Consider the following 20481-nt stretch of genomic DNA (forward strand, 5'->3'; position numbering starts at 1 on the left):
TTAAAATTAAAACAAGATTAATATTGTCTTTATTTTTATCTATCTCTTTCTAAATGTCAGTCGTTCGACTTGCAAATATAACCAATAAGTTAAAACGAATCTCTTTTTTAGGGAAAATTCGCACAGGATGCCCCAATTCGTCAAGTGCATACAATCTGCATAGAAATTCTTCATTTTTAGTTCTCCTTTTATTTGATTAGCTCCAATGTTATGAGTAATTTTGCACCCGTTTTTAGAAAAACATTATAAAAACTGCTATATTATGGATTGGTTACAAAGTTTATTGTGGGACCCCAGCTCCGTAGCTCACATCGTGCTCCTCTACGCATTTGTAGTGGCTGCCGGCGTGTATCTTGGTAAGATAAAGATATTCGGAGTATCTTTGGGCGTCACATTTGTTTTGTTTGCCGGCATCCTAATGGGACATTTCGGCTTTACGGCCGATACACACATCCTACATTTCATCCGTGAATTCGGATTGATCTTGTTCGTATTCTGTATCGGTCTTCAGGTAGGGCCATCTTTCTTCTCCTCTTTCAAAAAAGGAGGAATGACATTGAACCTGTTGGCTGTAGGCATCGTAGTGTTAAATATTGCCGTCGCACTGGGGCTTTATTACCTCTGGAACGGTCGGGTAGAACTGCCAATGATGGTAGGTATCCTCTATGGAGCTGTTACAAACACTCCGGGACTTGGTGCCGCCAATGAAGCTCTGAACCAGCTGAATTATACCGGCCCACAAATCGCATTGGGATATGCTTGCGCCTACCCGCTCGGTGTGGTAGGTATCATTGGTTCTATCATCGCTATCCGCTACATCTTCCGTGTCAACATGGCTAAAGAGGAAGAAAGTTTAAAAACTCAAAGTGGAGATGCACACCACAAACCTCACATGATGAGTCTGGAAGTGCGTAACGAATCAATCAGCGGAAAAACACTGATCGAAATCAAACAGTTTTTAGGTCGTAATTTTGTCTGTTCCCGGATTCGTCATGAGGGCCATGTCAGTATTCCTGACCATGAAACTGTATTCCATGTAGGCGACCAGATCTTCATCGTCTGCTCGGAAGAAGACGCTCCCGCTATCACTGTATTTATCGGAAAAGAGGTAGAACTCGACTGGGAAAAACAAGACCTTCCGATGGTTTCACGCCGTATCCTGGTTACCAAACCGGAAATCAACGGAAAGACATTAGGTTCCATGCACTTCCGTAGCATGTATGGAGTCAATGTGACTCGTATCAACCGTTCCGGTATGGACTTATTTGCCGATCAGAATCTGATCCTTCAGGTAGGTGACCGCGTAATGGTGGTAGGACAGCAAGATGCAGTAGAACGTGTAGCAGGCGTATTGGGTAATCAGTTGAAACGCCTGGATACACCGAATATTGTTACGATCTTCGTCGGTATTTTCCTGGGGATTCTTCTGGGTAGCCTTCCAATAGCGTTCCCCGGTATGCCGACTCCTTTAAAATTAGGTTTGGCAGGCGGACCGTTGGTAGTGGCTATTCTTATCGGACGTTTTGGTCATAAGCTACATTTAGTAACCTATACAACCATGAGTGCTAACCTAATGCTTCGTGAAATCGGTATTGTACTCTTCCTTGCCAGTGTAGGTATAGATGCCGGTGCCAATTTCGTGCAAACGGTAGTTGAAGGTGACGGTCTGCTTTATGTAGGCTGCGGTTTCTTAATCACCGTCATCCCGTTACTGATTATCGGTGCTATCGCAAGATTATATTATAAGGTAAACTACTTCACCCTGATGGGATTGATAGCCGGTAGTAATACCGACCCACCGGCATTGGCTTATGCCAATCAAACAACCTCCGGAGATGCTCCGGCAGTGGGATACTCTACAGTTTATCCGTTATCAATGTTCCTCCGTATTCTGACGGGACAGATGATATTATTAGCAATGATGTAAATCAAGTTTAGCATATAAACAATAAAGCCGGCTATATCCAAATGGAATACGCCGGCTTTATTTATTTTTTCAATCTGCTTTTCTATCCTGTCATACAAGCTGCAGTTTCTTTACTACAAATTCTTCAATGAACCGCACTGTCTCTTCAATTCCCAAAGAAGAAGAATCGATGCACAAATGATAAGTAGCTGCTGCTCCCCACGTTTTATAACTATAATAATTATAGTATTCCGAACGTCTCTTATCCGCTTTTTCAATCATTTCTTCTGCAGCTTCCGCATCAATATGATGCATGCCACACAATCGCGCTATGCGATCTTCTTTAGAGGCTGAAATAAAAACATTAGCACAACGAGGATGCTCCCGCAGAATATAATCCGCACAACGTCCTACAAAGACACAAGATCTTTCTGCTGCCAGATGACGGATCACGTCACTCTGTACTTTGAACAAGGCATCATTACTCAAACAGTTGTTACATGGCATAGCTCCCTCACTGATAAAAGGGAAACGCATACCGAACAGTCCTCCAATAATACCCTGCGAAGCTTTTTCATCAGCCTTTTCAAAGAATTCCTTACACAATCCGCTTTCCTCCGAAGCCAGATTAATCAGTTCCTTGTCGTAGAAGTTGATTCCCAAACGGGCTGCTAACTTCTCTCCTATTTCTTTTCCGCCGCTACCTAACTGACGGCCGATATTGATAACATAATTACCGCTCATAGTACATTTTGTTTTATGGTTCTGTAGCAAACATACGACTTTTTTCTAAAAATCACATCATCAAACGAAAGTTATATTTGAAAGTGACTATGAAATATCCTTTTATTTCCTGGTTACGGAACTCATAAAAACCATCAGAAGAAGTCGTACGGCCGAAACTTTTCCTCTTCCCGAGAATATCCGCCCAATAAGCAGACAGCTCCGCTTCTTTCTTTTTCAAGAACCGCCAGCTGGCACTTGCATTCCACAACATCTGGTCATCTTCGCCTTTACGGATATTCGTACCATTACGGAAAGAATAAGCCCCGTCAGTCCGTAATTGCAAACCAAAAGGAAGATCAACATATCCCTCAAGACGGAAACTATAATTACGAGTATAAGTATCGTTATCATTGATAGAATTAAGCGAATACTGATAATTCCAGGAAGTAGAGAAATCAATACCTCCCCAAGTAGGCTGATAAGATATATTTGCATCACAATTCAATCCGGTATCACGTGTCGTACTTTTCTTCGGTTCGAGGCTTTTGTCTTCATTAATCATACTGACACGATTGCTATGATTACCGTTCATATCCAACCGCAAGGAAAAATGCCCCAGACGCTTCCACCAGTTAGCACTTCCATATACATTCCAGTTTCCGTTAATATTAATAGGAGATGTCTCACGTCCACCGGTTTTTGCATCATATAGCACTACCTGCGTCACACTGTTCTGTTCCATCTGCCCACCGATATTCGCAGATATACCTTTTTTTGAATGTTGAAAGCTCACACGGACACTATGAGAAAACATCTGTTTCAAATCCGGATTTCCCCGGGTGATATACAACGGATTACTGTTATCCGTCAGCGGCATTAAATCAGATAAAGAGGGTTGCCGGGTTCTACCGCTATAATTGAAAGTGATCCGCGCCTCTTTCTTTTTCCAATTCACCCATATCATAGGCTGAAAGTCGATAGTATGCACGGTAGTGTCTGCATAGAGCTTTCCCATTTTCCGTTCAATGGCACGTTTTTGCGGAGTCATCCCCAATGAGGCATTAAACATCCAGGTATCATCAGAGTAATTAAGTCCCACATCCAGGTTATGTCCATTCGTACGACTATGACTCCGATTACTCAAACTATCCACATATCCTGCTTCATAGTCGGGAGGTAGCTCACCAAAGACTTCCGACTTCGTCAGAGAAGATAATTCATACGTATCACGATTATCACGCTCATAGTTAGTATCCCAGTTATATGCTACCCGGAAATGCATCTTCTTGCCAATAGGCTGGGCAAAGGTAATCCCGACTCTCCATGAATTATTTTTTTGCGGCGACTTCAAATACTGGTTACGATAAAGCACCGAATCATTACCCAATTTATCTTCAAGACGGAAATAAGTAGTTTTGGAAAGCGAAAAACTTTCATTATCTCCCCACGAATCCGAGTTCTGGATATTCAATGCCAGCGTTGTACCTTTTTCATTCAGACGTCTCATAATACCCATCATCCAGCTATAACGGTTCGACTGATTTTCCGAACGCGACCGGTTCTCACTACGGTTCACTTTTATATCCCGGGGAATAGATTCAAAGTCATCAAACAAGCTCTCATGACTTATGCCGGGAGGAGCATCAAAGGATGCATTCTGGCTACTGTTTTCATTCCTATTAGGAGAGATTCCTAAATTACCGGTAAAATGTATACGTGTACGTTTATCTACTTCCCAGCTTCCCATGAAGTTAGAACTAATCGATCGCCCCTTAGAGTTACTTTCGTTAGTAGACGCAGAGTATTGATTACCTGCCGGCAAATACTGTTCCTGATAAATGGAAGAAAGATTTCCGTTCCGGTTCAAATTATAGTTCACACTTCCGGTCAGGGAGAATTTCTTACCGAATTTATGAGTCATATTCATTCCTACCGAATTGTTGATATTATCCTTGTACGTACTATTCTGGTATCTGTTGGTAGACTGTGCGATAAAAGAAAGATTATCTCCGTCTTTACTAAAATAATTCACTTGCCCCTCAAAATCCTTTTTCTGGTTATTCCCGTATCCTACCGTTGCATTTGTCAGCCAGGTTTTATTCAATTCATCTTTAGTCTGCAAGTCGAGTACATATTTCTTTTCTCCTGAACTAATTCCGGTGAACTCCTCTTCTTTCGATTTCTTATCATATACTTTCAACTTACTAATCAGGTCTGCCGGAAGATTTTCGAGTGCCGTCTTTTTATCTCCGGAGAAAAAAGCTTCGCCATTTACATTGATTTCACTGATGGGCTGTCCGTTGTATGTCAACGAATTATCTTTCTTATTATATACCAATCCGGGAACACGCTTCACCAAATCTTCCAGATAAGCTCCTTCACGAGTTTTAAAAGCAGCAGCATTGATAACCGTAGTATCTCCCTCCATCACTACTTCCTGCAATTTTCCCGTTATCGTCACTTCACTAATCTGAATATCATCATCTTTCAATACCACTGTACCGATATTCACCAATACAGAGTCTTCCAGTGCCCGGTATACAGATTGCATTCCCATAAAAGAGACTTTCAACAGGTATTTCTTTTTTTTCTGCGGTTGATAATTAAGAACGAAACGCCCATTCTTATCACTTGTTATTCCCTTGATAAAGGCAGAATCGCTCTTCGCCAAAATAACAATACTGGCAGATGGTAATGCCCGCTTCTCATTACTGCCGGCTTCCACTGTCTGCACTCTTCCTCGCACAGTTCTCACTTGTTGAGCATACAGAGCAGTATGTCCCCAAAGTAGCAGCAAAAGCAATCCCACTAACTTACAAGCGTTCATATCCAATAGTAGTTAAGTCTGATATTTATGTTGATCTAAAACAAATCGGGACAAAGTTAATAACTTTTACGTAAAACGGTTAATCCCAGAGTTATTTTTTATACCTTTGTCCATCCATTATTCAATCAGCAACTTAATGAAAAGGATTATACTAATCACAGGAGGACAACGATCCGGTAAAAGTTCGTTCGCGGAAAATAAAGCGCATGAACTTACTACGTCACCGGTTTACTTGGCCACTGCCAGGATATGGGACGAAGAATTCAGAAAAAGGGTGGAACGCCATCAAAAGAACCGCGGTCCTGAATGGACAAATATAGAAGAAGAAAAAGAATTGAGCCGTCACAATGTAACGGGCAGAGTCGTAGTGATAGATTGTGTAACTCTTTGGTGCACTAATTTCTTTATGGAGTTTGATTCTAATGTTGCCTCCTCATTGGAAGCCGTCAAAAAAGAATTCGACAAATTTACCCAGCAGGATGCCACTTTCATATTTGTAACTAATGAGATTGGTTGGGGGGGAGTTTCCGAGAACAAACTGCAACGTAAATTCACAGACTTGCAAGGTTGGACCAATCAATATATCGCATCGCATGCCGACGATGTATATCTCATGGCAAGTGGTATTCCCGTAAAAATAAAATAAACATGAAAACGTTTCATATTCAAAAGCCGGATGAAGCTATCAAAGAAGCTCTAATTGACAAAATCAACAATCTGACCAAACCTAAAGGATCGCTTGGAAGACTGGAAGAAATTGCTTTGCAAATCGGACTGATCCAACAATCCCTTTCTCCACGATTAACTCATCCTCAAAATATAATCTTTGCCGCAGATCATGGCATCGTAGAAGAAAAAGTCAGCCCATCTCCTAAAGAAGTAACCTGGCAACAAATCAGTAACTTTCTTCATGGAGGAGCAGGGATTAACTTCCTGTGCCGACAGCACGGTTTCACTCTTAAAATTGTAGACGCAGGGGTCGATTATGATTTACCTTATGAAAAAGGTATCATTAACATGAAAGTCGGAAGAGGAACACGCAATTTCCTTCATGAAGCAGCCATGACACCTGGAGAGATGGAACTCTGCCTGGAGCATGGTGCCCAATGTGTGGACACTTCTCACCAGGAAGGCTGCAATATCATTAGCTTCGGTGAAATGGGAATCGGAAATACTTCGTCCTCTTCCCTATGGATGACTTGCTTCACCAGAATCCCATTAGATCAATGTGTAGGTGCAGGAAGCGGACTCAATCACCAGGGAATAAATCACAAATACGAAGTTCTGAAAAGATCTCTCGAACAGTATCCGGGAGAGCATTCCACAGAAGAAATCCTCTGCCGTTTCGGAGGTTACGAAATGGTAATGGCCGTAGGAGCAATGCTCAAAGCTGCCGAACTGGGAATGGTTATTCTAATTGATGGATTTATTATGACCAATTGTATTCTTGCCGCTTCACGCCTTTATCCGGAAGTGATGAGCTACGCCATATTCGGTCATCAGGGAGACGAGAGCGGACATAAGCTATTATTGGACTATCTCGGAGCACGTCCCCTACTCAATCTCGGACTAAGACTTGGAGAAGGAAGCGGTTCCGTTTGTGCCTATCCCATTGTAGATTCTGCTGTGAAAATGCTGAATGAGATGGATTCATTTGCTCATGCTTCTATCACTAAATATTTCTAAGATGAACCAGATACTTGCCGCCCTCATATTCTTTACACGATTGCCTTTCTGGAAAATAAAAGAAATTCCGCAGGAGTGTTTCAAACACGTTGTCAGTTATTGGAGTTTTAGTGGCTGGCTGACCGGGGGAATGATGGCATTGATTTTCTGGGGAGCCAGTACTATTTTACCTCACGGAGTAGCCGTAATTCTGGCACTGACTTCACGTTTACTTATCACAGGAGCATTGCATGAGGATGGATTGGCCGATTTCTTCGATGGATTCGGAGGTGGAACGAACAGGGAAAGCACGTTACGCATCATGAAAGATTCCCATATCGGAAGCTATGGAGTTTTGGGATTAATCATCTATTATCTGCTTGCTTACAATCTACTGGTCGCACTTCCCTTAACAGTTACTCCTTTCTTATTACTAAGCGGAGATACCTGGAGCAAATTCATTTCTTCCAATATCATCAATTACCTGCCCTACGCACGAAAAGAAGAAGATAGCAAATCCGGAACAGTATATACAAGAATGAATTTGGGGGAGATCGTTATGTCTGCGATGGGGGGAATACTGCCTCTCCTATTACTTCCTCCAAGCTACTGGCCCGTGTGTATATTTCCTATTCTGGTATTCTTCTTTATCTGCCGGATGATGAAACGACGTCTGAACGGATATACCGGAGATTGTTGCGGTGCATTATTTCTCTTAAGCGAAATAAGTTTCTGGCTGGGAGCAGTGATGTCTATCTATATAAAATAAGTAAACCTATGAATATTTATCTAATCAGACATACCTCTGTCGACGTTCCTAAAGGTCTTTGTTACGGTCAGTCAGACGTTCCTTTACGTCCTACATTTGAGATAGAAGCAGCCGTAACCAAAGCTAAAATCGAATCCATTCACTTTGATATGGCTTACACCAGTCCTCTATCCAGATGCACCCGCCTGGCACAGTATTGCGGATTCGGAGATGCCATCCGTGACCCCAGAATACTGGAACTTAATTTCGGAGATTGGGAAATGCAGTATTTTGATAAAATCAAAGACCCGAATCTACAGTGCTGGTACGACGATTACTTGAATGTAAAAGCAACTAATGGAGAATCGTTTGCCGATCAGTATAAACGGGTAGCCGCATTTTTAGACGAAGTCAAACAAAAGGAGGCTGAAAATATAGTAGTATTCGCTCATGGTGGCGTATTGATTTGCGCACAAATTTATGCAAAGATAATTCAACCGGAAGAAGCATTTCAGGCAGTACCTGCCTACGGAGGAGTTTTTCTATATCAAGAGCGCCCGTAAACAAACAGTCAAGACAATCATCATCTCTTCTGCACGACGGTTGACAGCAACTCCCATCCGCATATCGGATGTGTCCAGCAAACGTTCATTCACTCCGATATAAGGCTTTGTAAAGAGTTGACCAAAATAGTGATGAGGACCGCCGAAACGACAATTCAGGATACCTGCAAGAGCGGCTTCCGGATAGCCGGAATTGGGACTTGCATGTTCTCTGCCATATCTCTTCACAAATGACAGAAGTTTCAGCCGACCACTTGCCAATACCATCAGAAAAGCAGTAAGACGGGCAGGAATATAATTAGCGACATCATCAACACGAGCTGCCACACGCCCAAAAAGAAGATAACGATCACTATGATAACCAATCATGGAATCAAGCGTATTCACCATTTTGTAGGCCATCATTCCCGGAACGCCCAACAACAAATACCAGAAAAGAGGAGCAATCACTCCGTCACTCAAATTTTCCGCCAAAGTTTCAAGAGCAGCAGTCCTGACTTCCTGTGCAGAAAGTTCGGAGGTATCACGCCCCACAATACGGGCAACCTGAATACGTCCCTCTTCCAAAGAACGATCAACCGCCTCAAATACCATTCTAACCTCTTTAATCAACGTAGTTCCGGCCAGACAAAAGAAAATGCAGATTATATCAAAACCGATCACCGCAGGAGTTCCTAAAGAAGAAAGGGCATATTCGATTCCTATGGTGACCGAATAAACGAACAGGATCAACAGAACAGACATGATTCCTCCTTTCCACAACTTATAAGATCCTTTATTCAGTCTCTTTTCCCCGAAAGCAATCATCTTGCCGAACCAGATGACAGGATGAGGCAAAGACACCGGATCACCGAATAGACGATCCATCAACCAGGCCGGCAATAAAACACGCAATACTACTCCTATAGCGATAAAGTAACTCATCATAAACAAAAATATCTCTTAACTCATTATCTGCTCCATCCATTCACTGATTGCTTTCACCAGCTTATCATTTTCTTCGGGAGTTTGCGTAGCAATCCGAAAGAAACGCTCGTCCAATCCCTCAAAGTTGGATGCATCCCGAATGAGTATTCCATGATTCACGGCTAGGAAATCCTTAAGGGCCGCCGCTTTCCCCATACGTAGTTTTATCAACATATAGTGCGTATCAGTTGGCCATATTTCCAACATACCCGTGGCAAGCAGGAGGTTTGTCAGTCGCTCACGTTCTGCCAGAAGTTGCGGAAAATCCGCTGAAATGCCGTCTCCCTCTTCCAGAAGATATTTTGCGGCTTCAATAGCCAGACTATTCACAGACCAAGGCATCCGGCGGCAACGAACGTCATCGGTCAATCCCTCTGAGGCAGTAAAATAGCCCACCCGCAGTCCCGGAATCGCGTATTGCTTGGTCATTGAATGGAGCAGGATCACATTTGGAAAGGAAGCGGCTTCTTTAATCCCAAGAAGTGACTTTAATGTGAAATACTCGTAAGACTGATCGAATATAAACAATTTATCAGGATGAGAATCGACCAATGCTTTCAGGTCTTCCTTATTTCGCACTTCACCTGTCGGATTATTCGGATTGCAGATCCATACCAGTTCCGCATCTTCCGGTAAAGCGTCCAACGAATAAAAAGGTTTCACTTTGTGTCGATGTACCCGGCATGCGTCCGCATACTCGCTAAAGGTTGGTCCCAACACGGCTGAAATACGTCCTTGAAAGACTTGTGCTATCAGGTAAATAGCTTCCGTCGCTCCATTAGTCACACAAACCTGGCGGGGAGTGAGCGAATACCTCCGGGCTATTTCACTTTCCAAAGAATAAGGCATCGGCTCGGGATAACTGCAAATGGTAGAGAGCCGCTCATTCAATCGTTGGTAAAGTCCCGAATGATCGATCCGGTTATACACATTCGAACTGAAATTGCTAACTATTTTCTTTCCGTATTTATAAAGATCGTCTCCGTGTCCCTCAATCATTTCTTTCTAATATTTTATAAAGTAACGGCATATTGATGTGTTTTCTCACATGTTCCGCCAACTTATCATATTGTTCTTCCTTGAATGTTGCATAGTCAAAGGTCTGCTGTTCCAGTTTGTCGGCATAAGGCTTGAGCAGGAAATCTATAAATGACTGGTTGTCAAGTATGCCATGAATATATGTTCCCATACATTTCCGGCCATTCCGGTAACCATCCTCTCTTCCATCCTCCAGTTTATTTAAAGGAGAAGGGGAGAATCCTTCAGCAGGTACGCTTCTGCCCATGTGTATCTCATATCCCTTACAAACCGTATCCGACTCATCAAAAGTGAAATTCACCTGCCGGGTCACTTTATCTCCCTGCATGGTAGTGATAACAGGAAGTAACCCCAAGCCGGGGAGTAATTTAAAACTTCCCTCTACTCCGTCAGGATCACGTACTTCCAGTCCCATCATCTGATAACCGCCACAGATGCCCATGATGGTCGCCCCTTCCCGATGAGCTTTCAGAATAGCTTGTACTACTCCGTTACAGCGCAATTCATAAAGATCATCCAGCGTATTCTTGCTTCCGGGCAACAATACAATATCTGCTTTCGCTATTTCATTCACATTATTGGTATAATATAAATGCACCCGTTCATCCCGTTCCAACACATTAAAATCGGTAAAGTTAGACAGATGACGCAGCAAGATCACAGCTATATTGATTTTTCCGGCCATAGCCTCCCGGTTTTTAGACTCAAGCATCACAGAGTCCTCTTCTTCTATATAAATCCCCTTATAGTAAGGCACTACTCCAAGCACAGGAACCTTGCAGAGGTCTTCGATCATCTTTATTCCGGACTCAAACAGGCGGATATCCCCTCTAAACTTATTGATAATAATACCCTTAATCAATGAACGTTCTTCCGGAGTCTGCAATAGAATAGAACCATACACACTGGCAAATACACCACCACGATCAATGTCCGCTACCAGAAAAACATCTGCCCCAGCGTGTTTTGCCATAGGCATATTGACCAGGTCGACGTCCCGCAGATTAATTTCCGAGATACTGCCGGCCCCCTCCATCACTATCGGATTATATCTGGTAGCGAGGCGATCATAGGACTCATTGACTACTTTTCGTAATTCTTCCCTTCTCTCCTTGCGGAAATACTCATACGCATTCCGGTCACCGATTGGTTTCCCCAATAACACAACCTGCGAAGTATGTTCGGAGCTTGGCTTCAACAACAACGGATTCATATCCGTATGACAGGGAACACCGGCAGCTTCCGCCTGAACGGCTTGCGCCCTGCCGATCTCCAATCCCTCGGGAGTGGCATACGAATTCAAAGCCATATTCTGGGCCTTGAACGGTGCAGGATGATATCCGTCCTGCTTCAATATGCGGCAGAATGCCGCAGCCAGAATACTTTTCCCAACATCGCTACCTGTTCCGGCGAGCATAAAGGAATTTAGTTTTTTCTTCTCCATCTTTCTATTTACTTTGGTCAGGGGTTGAAGCTTTACACTTATAACCGAAAGCTTTCCATTTCTCTTCAGTCCAGTGCTGCCGATACATTTCATAGCGTGCCATGACAAAGAACAAGTCGGATAATCGGTTGATGAATTCAAGCAGAGATTGCGGCACCGGGTCCTGCCGATGTAATGTGCAAAGCCTCCGTTCGGCACGCCTTGCTATAACACGCGCATGATGCAATTGTGCAGAAATTTGTGTACCACCCGGTAGTATAAAATAGCCATTATCTTCCATAGCGGCATTCATTATATCCATTCTTTTTTCCAGAAGACCGGTCAGATCCGTACGCAAGGTATTCGGGTTTTCGCCCCTTTTAACGGATGGAGTAGCCACATGGCTCATACATGACATCAGTTCCATCTGTATTTCATACAGCCATTCGTGCCATTCATCCTGTTCAGGAAGAAGTGAGCGGACTATTCCTATCACCGTATTCAGTTCGTCAATCGTACCATTAGCCTCAATCCTGATATCATCTTTTTCGACACGCTCACCACCAAAGATTCCGGTAGTTCCATTGTCTCCCGTACGGGTATATATTCTTCTCATCATTCCCAAAGTTTCATTAAGTTCATTTCACCCCAATAGAGGTGTGTATAGCCTGCAATCAGATTCTTATATCGATAAAGCGGAGTGGAAACAGGATTTCCTTTTGCATCTGTCACCTCCGCAATGGATGGAAGTTCTTTTTCAATGGAAGAGTAATGAAATTCATGTCCTTTCCATACCTGCTCTCCTACCCGGAGGGTTCGATAACCAAGCCTTAATTTCATATTTTCCATAGTAGCCCTCTGATGCAGTAATCCGACCATGGCATATTGTTTTCCATCCATTCCCCGGATACTGTCACAAAGATACATCATCCCACCACATTCGGCAAGCAAACGGCCTCCGTTTTCCACATACATTTTTAATTGTTGCTTGATGGCTATGTTACTTTCCAGCTCTTTCAGGAAAAATTCGGGGTAACCACCCGGCAAATAAACTAAATCACAATCGGGCAGATGTTCATCGCTCATGGGACTGAAAAAGGTAACTGTCCCTAATTCTTTCAGACGAGCCAAGTTCTCCCGGTACATGAAATTAAATGCAGCATCCTGTGCTACTGCTATCTTCCATTTTTTTTCAGAAAGAATGTCTTTGGAGATTTCTGTCGATGGAATCGAGATATGTGCATTATAATCAACCAATGGTACACTACATACTTCAAGAATCCGGTCAACCGCCACATGCTCTTCAATCGCCTGCGCCACCACAGAAGCGAATTTATCAAACTGATAGGAAGCATCCAACGTCAATCCCAAATGACGGGAGGGTACTTCCAGTTCTTTCAATCGGGGAAGAAAGCCGAAACATTCTACGCCTACATCTTCACAGGCTTTCTGTAAAAAAGAGTAATGGCGTTCGGAAGCTACCTGATTGAATACCACACCGGCAAGTCGCACCGACGGATTGAAATATTTAAAGCCATATAGAATCGGAGCTACTGTATAAGACGTTGATTTGGCATTGATTACAAGAACAACAGGGATATTCAATAAGGCGGCAATAGCCGCACTGCTTCCATCCATTCCATCGAAACCGTCGAAAAGTCCCATCACTCCCTCGGTCACACATACATCCATTGCAGCCGCATATTTTGCATACGTCTCCTTTACATGTTTTTGAGAAGAGAGCCAGAGATCGAGATTGACGGAAGCATTACCTGCTGCCATCTCATGATACTTCGTATCAATATAATCAGGGCCACATTTATAAGGCTGCACATTCAGTCCTCTATCACGAAACAGTCTTAACAACCCTGTTGTAAAGGTTGTTTTTCCACCTCCCGAAGAAGCGGCTCCAATTAAGAAATGACTGGTCTGTTTCATCGTTTTATAGCTTTCAGTGTATCAATGGGATTATGCTCGTCTACTGTCAGTCGGATCACTTGTTCAAGTTTCAATCCATTATCGTCTATTGCTTTCTCAAATTGATTCCTACTGTCTTCGGATACAGAATTAAACACCAGCGTCCCACCAACAGGCAATAAAGGAGCTATTTTCTTTATCATTTCTCCCAACTTGCCACCATGACCTCCAATAAAGACAGCATCAGGCATGGGAAATTTCTCTAACGGCATATCCAAAAAATCTCCAATCACCGTCGTTATTCCCGGACAACCAAACCGACGACTATTCGTTTCCATCAATTGCCGCCCCGCCTCTCTTTTTTCAAAAGCAACAATATCGAGATGAGGAAATTGTAACTTCGCCTCAATGGAAACAGAACCGGTACAAAAACCCACGTCCCACATCACCGATCTGGTTCTCAAATCGAGCAGACTCAATGACAGCAGACGAACAGGCATTTTGGTTATCATATTCGCCCGCCCGTCCAACAATTCAAACTGCTCTTCCGGAATTCCGAACGGCCGTTCACGAACAGTAATACGCTTTAAAATCACACAATTCGGCATCCTGAAATGCCTTTCCATCGCTTCCTCCACACTATATTCTGCCACTGTTTCCTCTTCATTCCCCAACTGCTCACCCACAATCATCCGGTAGTTGGCATATCCGTACGCTTGCATCCGGGCAGCTATGGAAGCAGGTGTTTTTTCTCTGTCAGTAAGCGAACCAATCAATGTCTCTCCGGAAATAAGAGCCTCATCCAAGGCTTTCCACGGTCTGCCAGTCAGAGAAATCGTCCGCATATCATGATAAGGCAACAAAGCTTTGTGTGCTAAAAGCTGCAAAGAATTGAAAGACGGATAGACTTTGACAACAGCCTCGGGCAGTTTACGCATCACCGTATTGGCAAAACCAAAAAACAAAGGATCACCGGAAGCAAAAACTACTATTTCCTGATAACCGGCATAACACTCGAACACAGCGTCAAGAGGCACAGTTATATCTATCCAAACCGATGATTCCGGTAACATGGCAGCCATAATTTCATGGTGTCTCTTTCCACCCGAAAAGACATGAGAACGGGCAATCAAAGCCTGAACCTCCTTACTGAAAGAGAGTTCGCGACTATCTGTTATTCCTATGATATGAAATTCCTGCATTCTGTCATATAAAATGTCTATACTCTTCTATACATCTCTGCCGGGGCGCAGTGTCCGGGCATCATCAAAACATAAAATCGCATTCACCAATGTAGCAGCAAGATTACTCCCTCCCCGTCTGCCCTGAACAATAATCTTCGGTACTTCCGTGAATGTCTTTATCATATATTTCGACTCTTTCACATGCACGAATCCTACGGGAGCGGCAATAACCCCGGACGGGTGTGCTTTTCCTTTTCGAATCAGATCGCACAGTTCTATTAATGCCGTAGGTGCATTGCCAAATACAAAAAGAGCATCCGGATGTTCTTCTACAGCCAGGCGAATAGCTTCCTGTGAACGGGTAGTTCCCCGTTTCTTCGACTGTTCCACTGCACGTTCGTCGGAGAGAAAACATTTCACTTCCACCCCTAAACGCTGTAAAGCACCTTTCCGTATGCCGGCAGCTACCATCGTGACATCTGTGATAATCGTCTTAATCCGTCCGGAAGCAATCTGTTCATACAAGTTCTTTACAACCTCTTTATCCGTATATACCAGCTTCTCCATTTCAAAATCCGCTGTGGTATGTATGGCATGAAATAAAGCCCATTTACGGTCAAGGTCGATCTCTTTATTCTGCATCTCTTCCTCTATCTTCCGGAAAGAGTTCATCATAATCTCCTGTCCTTTTCCGACTTCGTCCTTTTCCTGTTCGCGATAATATCCGCGAGGAGTTACCATCCGATTCTGGAACTGATACGTTTGTGAATTACCAATCAGTACCACTGTAAACATATCCACTTCTTCCGGGTCGAAATCCTGCAAGGTGGTCACTACCACCGTTTCTTCTTCCCGGCCTGCCTGACGGACATAACCTACGGGCGTTTCCGGTGAACGGGATTGCTGAAAGATTTCTTTCAGACGATGAAGCTGCCAGTAACGTCCCTCACTCTTAGGGTTGTAAATGGCTGTTACAAAGTCGGCAGTAGCAGCGGCAGTGATTCTTTTTTCTATGATTTCCCAGGAAGTCATCAAGTCGGAGAGAGAGATAATGCAAAAATCATGACCGATGGGAGCACCCAGCAATGACGCAGCTTTCTGGAAAGCACTGATACCGGGCAGCACGAGGATCTCGACCTCACTCCCCCGTTCCCGTTTCATTTCATAAATCAACGGAGCCATCCCATAGATTCCCGCATCACCGGAACTGATGACACAAACAGTTTTTCCCTGTTCAGCATATTCAAAAGCCAATTCAGCACGGGCTTTCTCCCGCTTCATTCCGGTATCAACACATTCTGTTCCTTCTGCCAGCCATTGAGTAATAAACTGAAAATAATATTTATAACCAATCACCACATCTGATTCTTTCAGTGCACTAACAACAGCTGGAGTAATATCTTCCGGACTACCGGGACCGATACCTGCTACTATGATCTTATTTTCTTTCATACATCTTCAGGATTATACCTGAAACAAAGGTAAAGATAAAAACTTAAACAAGATAAAATGTAATGAGATAGTTCTGAATAAAAAATCACAGAATATCCTGACTATATAAAAAGCCAACTAAAATGATCCCGTTTATTTATAGCAAATACGACCATTTTGGTTGGCTTTATTTTGTTTATTAGCAGTATGATTATTTCACACTCAACTAATCAACTAATTATTCTTCTTCCGCATCCGGATCATACATTGCATCATTATCAGCGATCTTCTTCTCAATATGGCTAACCCATACGCTTACAATCTTGGAATAATCACCTAATCCTTTAATATCACAGTTAGCCAACGGGCAAGTATATCCGGCTTTTGACAATTCATAGCGCCAACTTCCTTCTTCAGCCGTGGCACCAACACCACCCTTCATATCATTATTAGCATGATCGCCTGCAATAGACATCAACGGATGACAGATCACATTACCTGATTTCTTGTTAGCCTCCTGCATACGGGAAATCATATCGTCTATATAATTATCTTCCATATCTACAGTAGCCACAAAATAATTAGAATTAAGTTTCTGCAACTCTGCTTCCATCATCGTGTAGCGAGAGTTACCATTCCCGTAGTTATAATTTTCGGGATTTCCATGTCCCATGAAAGTCACGATATTATTCGACTCCACTTTACTTTTATAAGTTTCATGCAGAATCTTTGCTACATTGGTTACATCTTCCTCTGTTTCCAACAACGGACCACCCAAATATACTTTCACGTTGGCAAATTCCGGGTGCTCACCATCATTATGGAAATCTTTCACGACATTCTGTACCCGAAGGAATTCTTCGCCGGGAATAACATGAAGAGATTGCACACAAACCGTCTTATATCCTGCCAGACCAATAGCTTCCAAATAGAAAGAAGGTGCATAATAATTCCAACCTTTTGCCGCGCAGCGGGTCATACAAATCTCCGAAGTGAAAGAAAAATAAATATCCATGTTAGGGAACTTACTAGCAAACTGCGCTTTCATATTATTGAAAGTCGTTTGAGGCGCATCCCACGTACTACCAAAAGTCACTAGCAGCAAGGCTGTATCATGCTTTTTATTGGCTTGTACTTCGGCAGTTACTGCTTCCATCTTCTTATCGTGGTTGGATTTTGCCACATCATCATCGTCATCGGAGCAAGATACTGCCGAAAGGGACATTACAGCTACTAAAGCCGTCATCATCATAAATCTAAACTGTTTCATGTCTTTAAAATTTTAAAGGGTTAAACATCATGTATTTCTTGTCTTTTTTTGTCCGAATTGTATCATCAACGAGCCATAGAAAGTTCGTCCCGCTGTAGTTGTACCATAATTCAGGCTGTGATACGTTGTCTCATAATAATTGAAGATATTGTCGATTCCCGCATTCACCTCTGCATTCCATCGTTTACCCAATTTAAATTGGTGACGGGTATTCAGCCTCCAAAGATTATAAGCCTTGCCATTTCCATCATCCTGATAATAACGTTTACTCTGAACACGTCCATAAACTCCAATGCCAAGACGATAGTTACTCCGTCTCCACGCATACGTCCAGATGGCACTCACAGTAGCACGATGATGAGCCATACCATCAATAATGACGTGTTTCATCACTTGATCTTCTTCATCATATTGATTCGCTTCAGTATCCAGATAGCTATAACCTCCTGTTAGAGTCAGTGATTGGACCGGTGTCCATTTGGCATTCACATCCACCCCATAAGTACGGGCATCATCCATGTTCTGATACTGGCGTACACGGGCAGGATCATAGGTAACAACCAAATCACCCGGAGCCTGCGAAAGAGGAATAGTGACTAGAGTTATCATATTATCGACCCAGTTACAATATCCCGTGACATTGATACTGAAACGAGTTCCATTATATTCCAGTCCACCGGAAACATAACGGCTGGTCTGTGGATCCAACTCCGTATTTCCCAGATTCAATGAGATTATTGACATCTGACGGATATAACGGTAATGCAATTCTTTCAGTGTCGGTGTCTTGAATCCTTCCGAATAGGTAGCACGCAGATTAAAAGCTCCTAACTTATAAAGTGCCGATACTTTCGGAGTGATGCGCACACCAAAGTTCTGATTCACTGTCAGTCTCCCTCCCGCTGTGATATTCAACCGTTCAATAGGCGTCCATTCATCCTGCGCATAGAAAGAGGTCGTATAATCGGATACCTGATCTTTTTCATCCAGTCGACGGGGAGCATCCAGCCAATTGATTTCCGTATCAGTACCCACACTCAAACGATTGAAGTATGGCAGATTGAATATACCTTTCAACTGCAATAACAAGCGGCTTTGATCGCTTTGCAATCCTTTATCACCGGGGAAATATGGAAAACTGATCTCCTTGCCACTATCATCATACTCCTTATCCCAAGTCTCGCGAGTGTACATATAATAATAAGCATGACTATCATAGTTGACGTCCAGCATAATGCTATTGCTATTTTTCAGCTTCAACTTACCTCCTGTCGCAACAGAAGAGTTACGATAAAGGAAATCATAAGTCTTATAGTCAGGCACTCCGCAAGGACGATATATCCGTTTGCGATAAAAGCTACCGTCAGCATAAAGGCTCAAATCCTTTGTAGCCTGATAATCGAAACGCTGTGCCACTTGCCAGTCCGTGTAGCGATTTACAGTCTTATTGATGGAATTGGTTATAGGATATTCATAACGGTTCGGATCTTCATAAGTTGTATTCTGCCATCCGTCTGAATGCTTCAGTTGGAAATTAGTGGAAGAAGTAAATTTACCAACCTTGAACTGTACGGTATTCGACTGCCGGAATTCTCCATACGATCCGCCGCGACTTGTATTTTCTATCAAAATATTTTCGCGGTGTTTCTTTAATATAATATTCACCACTCCTGCAATAGCATCACTTCCGTAAAGTGCCGAAGCAGCTCCTTTCACAATTTCAATACGTTCAATACGAGCCGGATCGATCAAGCCCAGATTATTCTGTCCACCTACATCACCATGCATCTTCTTGCCATCAACAAGGATTAATATATAACCATTGCCGAGTCCTCCCAATTGCATATTGGCTCCCATATCACCAGCACTAAAATCAAAAGAAGCACACAGTCCGCTCAAAATATCTTCCAAGGTAGCCCCTGCATAACTATCCAGCATTTTGCGGCTAATCACTTCCGTCTGCACAGGTGCATCTTTCAGATAGTGTTCCGTTCCCGTACCTGTCACCACTATTTCAGGAATCGAATCCTGCATGGCGACATTGCTCTGTGCACTTACCTCTGCGGATAAAGACAACAAAACAAGTCCTGCTAACCATATTTGTCTCATTCGTTTCATCTACCTTTTATTATCATTAAAGAGAAATAAGGAAATTCCCTTGCCAATATATCTTTCTTATCACACGTATAAAATTCCCCGTCCGCTCCCACATTCTCGAAATAATGACAGACAAGTCCTTCCTCCAAACTTATAAAATGCTTCACTTCCTCCTCACACTGCGATAGTTTCATCACTACCGCCACTTCACTACCGGAAGCAATCCGGCTGAACAGTTCCCTGTCCACTTTTCCCGGACACACCGTCAACCGTTCTTCCTGTTCCACAATGGAAAGACCGATGGAAGCCGCCGCTGCAATAAAAGCCGGAACACCGGCAATCTGCTTGATAGGTATCCCCGCTTTTTTGAGCCTTCCGACCAAATAACTGGTAGAAGAATAAAAACCGGCATCTCCTTCAGCCACTATCGCCACACATAAACCTTCCGAATACAGGCTGACTATTTCTTCAAAAACCTTATCGTAAGCCTCATAAGCCATCTCACGCTTCTTACTCATCGGCAATGTATAGCGTCTGATAGCTTCTTTCTTTATCTTCAATTCTTTCAGAAGAACAGAAGACCGGGAACGCGCATTTGTTTTCGGACAAAAAATAGCATTTGCCCGACATAGTGTAGCACCTCCTATCAAAGAGATAAGCCCCGCTTCACCCGGACCTAAAGAAACGATATATACCGGTTTCAAATCTTCCATCTCTCTT

At 43.0% G+C, this 20481-nt stretch carries 17 protein-coding genes; 5 read left to right on the forward strand and 12 right to left on the reverse strand.

What is annotated here, in order from left to right; translation table 11 throughout:
• Nucleotides 1–262 precede the first annotated feature (262 nt).
• Nucleotides 263–1927, forward strand: coding sequence for a putative transporter (locus DXB58_RS12210; RefSeq protein ID WP_122136892.1), 1665 nt, complete (start codon nt 263–265; stop codon nt 1925–1927).
• A 90-nt stretch (nt 1928–2017) separates the two neighbouring features.
• On the opposite strand, the gene DXB58_RS12215 is transcribed toward DXB58_RS12210, so the two are convergent.
• Both DXB58_RS12215 and DXB58_RS12220 read right to left on the reverse strand, forming a co-directional pair.
• Entirely contained in the window at nt 2018–2650 is a 633-nt protein-coding gene (locus tag DXB58_RS12215; RefSeq protein ID WP_004299434.1) for an AAA family ATPase, read from the reverse strand.
• Between the two features lie 52 nt (nt 2651–2702).
• Complete coding sequence (locus DXB58_RS12220; RefSeq protein ID WP_122136893.1) at nt 2703–5459, reverse strand: outer membrane beta-barrel protein; 2757 nt, start codon at nt 5457–5459, stop codon at nt 2703–2705.
• Nucleotides 5460–5595: 136 nt separating this feature from the next.
• Here DXB58_RS12220 and cobU point away from each other — a divergent pair, with 136 nt between their 5' ends.
• From cobU to cobC, 4 genes are read left to right on the forward strand one after another with little or no spacing between them, the layout of a single operon-like run.
• The gene (gene cobU / locus DXB58_RS12225; RefSeq protein ID WP_122136894.1) at nt 5596–6105 is read left to right on the forward strand and encodes a bifunctional adenosylcobinamide kinase/adenosylcobinamide-phosphate guanylyltransferase; all 510 of its coding nucleotides are present in this window, start codon (nt 5596–5598) and stop codon (nt 6103–6105) included.
• 2 nt (nt 6106–6107) lie between these two features.
• Nucleotides 6108–7145 (forward strand): nicotinate-nucleotide--dimethylbenzimidazole phosphoribosyltransferase, encoded by a 1038-nt coding sequence (gene cobT / locus DXB58_RS12230; RefSeq protein WP_122136895.1) that lies wholly within the window; start codon nt 6108–6110, stop codon nt 7143–7145.
• A 1-nt stretch (nt 7146) separates the two neighbouring features.
• Nucleotides 7147–7893: an adenosylcobinamide-GDP ribazoletransferase gene (locus DXB58_RS12235; RefSeq protein ID WP_122136896.1), complete on the forward strand. Its 747-nt coding sequence runs from the start codon at nt 7147–7149 to the stop codon at nt 7891–7893.
• A gap of 8 nt (nt 7894–7901) precedes the next feature.
• Nucleotides 7902–8435, forward strand: coding sequence for an alpha-ribazole phosphatase (gene cobC, locus DXB58_RS12240; protein WP_122136897.1), 534 nt, complete (start codon nt 7902–7904; stop codon nt 8433–8435).
• Here the strand turns inward: cobC and cbiB are convergent.
• The 10 genes from cbiB to DXB58_RS12290 all read right to left on the reverse strand — a co-directional run bounded on the left by cbiB (nt 8415) and on the right by DXB58_RS12290 (nt 20474).
• Complete coding sequence (cbiB, locus tag DXB58_RS12245; RefSeq protein WP_122136898.1) at nt 8415–9362, reverse strand: adenosylcobinamide-phosphate synthase CbiB; 948 nt, start codon at nt 9360–9362, stop codon at nt 8415–8417. The two genes, cobC and cbiB, sit on opposite strands and share 21 nt — an antisense overlap.
• A 15-nt stretch (nt 9363–9377) precedes the next feature.
• On the reverse strand, nt 9378–10400 hold the full coding sequence (locus DXB58_RS12250) for a threonine-phosphate decarboxylase (RefSeq protein WP_122136899.1): 1023 nt from the start codon (nt 10398–10400) through the stop codon (nt 9378–9380).
• Nucleotides 10393–11883 (reverse strand): cobyric acid synthase, encoded by a 1491-nt coding sequence (locus DXB58_RS12255; RefSeq protein ID WP_199487946.1) that lies wholly within the window; start codon nt 11881–11883, stop codon nt 10393–10395. The genes DXB58_RS12250 and DXB58_RS12255 overlap by 8 nt, the downstream gene beginning before the upstream one ends.
• 4 nt (nt 11884–11887) lie before the next feature.
• Nucleotides 11888–12478 carry a cob(I)yrinic acid a,c-diamide adenosyltransferase gene (locus DXB58_RS12260; protein WP_199487948.1) on the reverse strand — a complete coding sequence of 197 codons (591 nt, stop codon included), beginning with the start codon at nt 12476–12478 and terminating at the stop codon, nt 11888–11890.
• On the reverse strand, nt 12478–13800 hold the full coding sequence (locus DXB58_RS12265) for a cobyrinate a,c-diamide synthase (protein ID WP_122136902.1): 1323 nt from the start codon (nt 13798–13800) through the stop codon (nt 12478–12480). Before DXB58_RS12265 ends, DXB58_RS12260 begins: the two co-directional genes overlap by 1 nt.
• On the reverse strand, nt 13797–14981 hold the full coding sequence (gene cbiE, locus DXB58_RS12270) for a precorrin-6y C5,15-methyltransferase (decarboxylating) subunit CbiE (protein ID WP_122136903.1): 1185 nt from the start codon (nt 14979–14981) through the stop codon (nt 13797–13799). Before cbiE ends, DXB58_RS12265 begins: the two co-directional genes overlap by 4 nt.
• Nucleotides 14982–15008: 27 nt before the next feature.
• Nucleotides 15009–16415 (reverse strand): precorrin-3B C(17)-methyltransferase, encoded by a 1407-nt coding sequence (gene cobJ, locus DXB58_RS12275; protein ID WP_122136904.1) that lies wholly within the window; start codon nt 16413–16415, stop codon nt 15009–15011.
• Between the two features lie 217 nt (nt 16416–16632).
• Nucleotides 16633–17664: a sirohydrochlorin cobaltochelatase gene (locus tag DXB58_RS12280; RefSeq protein ID WP_074557587.1), complete on the reverse strand. Its 1032-nt coding sequence runs from the start codon at nt 17662–17664 to the stop codon at nt 16633–16635.
• 27 nt (nt 17665–17691) lie between these two features.
• The gene (locus tag DXB58_RS12285) at nt 17692–19782 is read right to left on the reverse strand and encodes a TonB-dependent siderophore receptor (RefSeq protein WP_233527285.1); all 2091 of its coding nucleotides are present in this window, start codon (nt 19780–19782) and stop codon (nt 17692–17694) included.
• Nucleotides 19779–20474 (reverse strand): precorrin-2 C(20)-methyltransferase, encoded by a 696-nt coding sequence (locus DXB58_RS12290; RefSeq protein WP_122136905.1) that lies wholly within the window; start codon nt 20472–20474, stop codon nt 19779–19781. The genes DXB58_RS12285 and DXB58_RS12290 overlap by 4 nt, the downstream gene beginning before the upstream one ends.
• Between the last annotated feature and the right edge of the window lie 7 nt (nt 20475–20481).

It is taken from the genome of Bacteroides sp. OM05-10AA, assembly GCF_003439055.1.
GTDB lineage: Bacteria > Bacteroidota > Bacteroidia > Bacteroidales > Bacteroidaceae > Bacteroides > Bacteroides intestinigallinarum.

Coding starts and splice junctions, on each gene's coding strand:
- DXB58_RS12210 (WP_122136892.1), top strand. CDS start 263: ATGGATTGGTTACAAAGTTTATTGTGGGACCCCAGCTCCGTAGCTCAC.
- DXB58_RS12215 (WP_004299434.1), bottom strand. CDS start 2,650: ATGAGCGGTAATTATGTTATCAATATCGGCCGTCAGTTAGGTAGCGGC.
- DXB58_RS12220 (WP_122136893.1), bottom strand. CDS start 5,459: ATGAACGCTTGTAAGTTAGTGGGATTGCTTTTGCTGCTACTTTGGGGA.
- cobU (WP_122136894.1), top strand. CDS start 5,596: ATGAAAAGGATTATACTAATCACAGGAGGACAACGATCCGGTAAAAGT.
- cobT (WP_122136895.1), top strand. CDS start 6,108: ATGAAAACGTTTCATATTCAAAAGCCGGATGAAGCTATCAAAGAAGCT.
- DXB58_RS12235 (WP_122136896.1), top strand. CDS start 7,147: ATGAACCAGATACTTGCCGCCCTCATATTCTTTACACGATTGCCTTTC.
- cobC (WP_122136897.1), top strand. CDS start 7,902: ATGAATATTTATCTAATCAGACATACCTCTGTCGACGTTCCTAAAGGT.
- cbiB (WP_122136898.1), bottom strand. CDS start 9,362: ATGATGAGTTACTTTATCGCTATAGGAGTAGTATTGCGTGTTTTATTG.
- DXB58_RS12250 (WP_122136899.1), bottom strand. CDS start 10,400: ATGATTGAGGGACACGGAGACGATCTTTATAAATACGGAAAGAAAATA.
- DXB58_RS12255 (WP_199487946.1), bottom strand. CDS start 11,883: ATGGAGAAGAAAAAACTAAATTCCTTTATGCTCGCCGGAACAGGTAGC.
- DXB58_RS12260 (WP_199487948.1), bottom strand. CDS start 12,478: ATGAGAAGAATATATACCCGTACGGGAGACAATGGAACTACCGGAATC.
- DXB58_RS12265 (WP_122136902.1), bottom strand. CDS start 13,800: ATGAAACAGACCAGTCATTTCTTAATTGGAGCCGCTTCTTCGGGAGGT.
- cbiE (WP_122136903.1), bottom strand. CDS start 14,981: ATGCAGGAATTTCATATCATAGGAATAACAGATAGTCGCGAACTCTCT.
- cobJ (WP_122136904.1), bottom strand. CDS start 16,415: ATGAAAGAAAATAAGATCATAGTAGCAGGTATCGGTCCCGGTAGTCCG.
- DXB58_RS12280 (WP_074557587.1), bottom strand. CDS start 17,664: ATGAAACAGTTTAGATTTATGATGATGACGGCTTTAGTAGCTGTAATG.
- DXB58_RS12285 (WP_233527285.1), bottom strand. CDS start 19,782: ATGAAACGAATGAGACAAATATGGTTAGCAGGACTTGTTTTGTTGTCT.
- DXB58_RS12290 (WP_122136905.1), bottom strand. CDS start 20,474: ATGGAAGATTTGAAACCGGTATATATCGTTTCTTTAGGTCCGGGTGAA.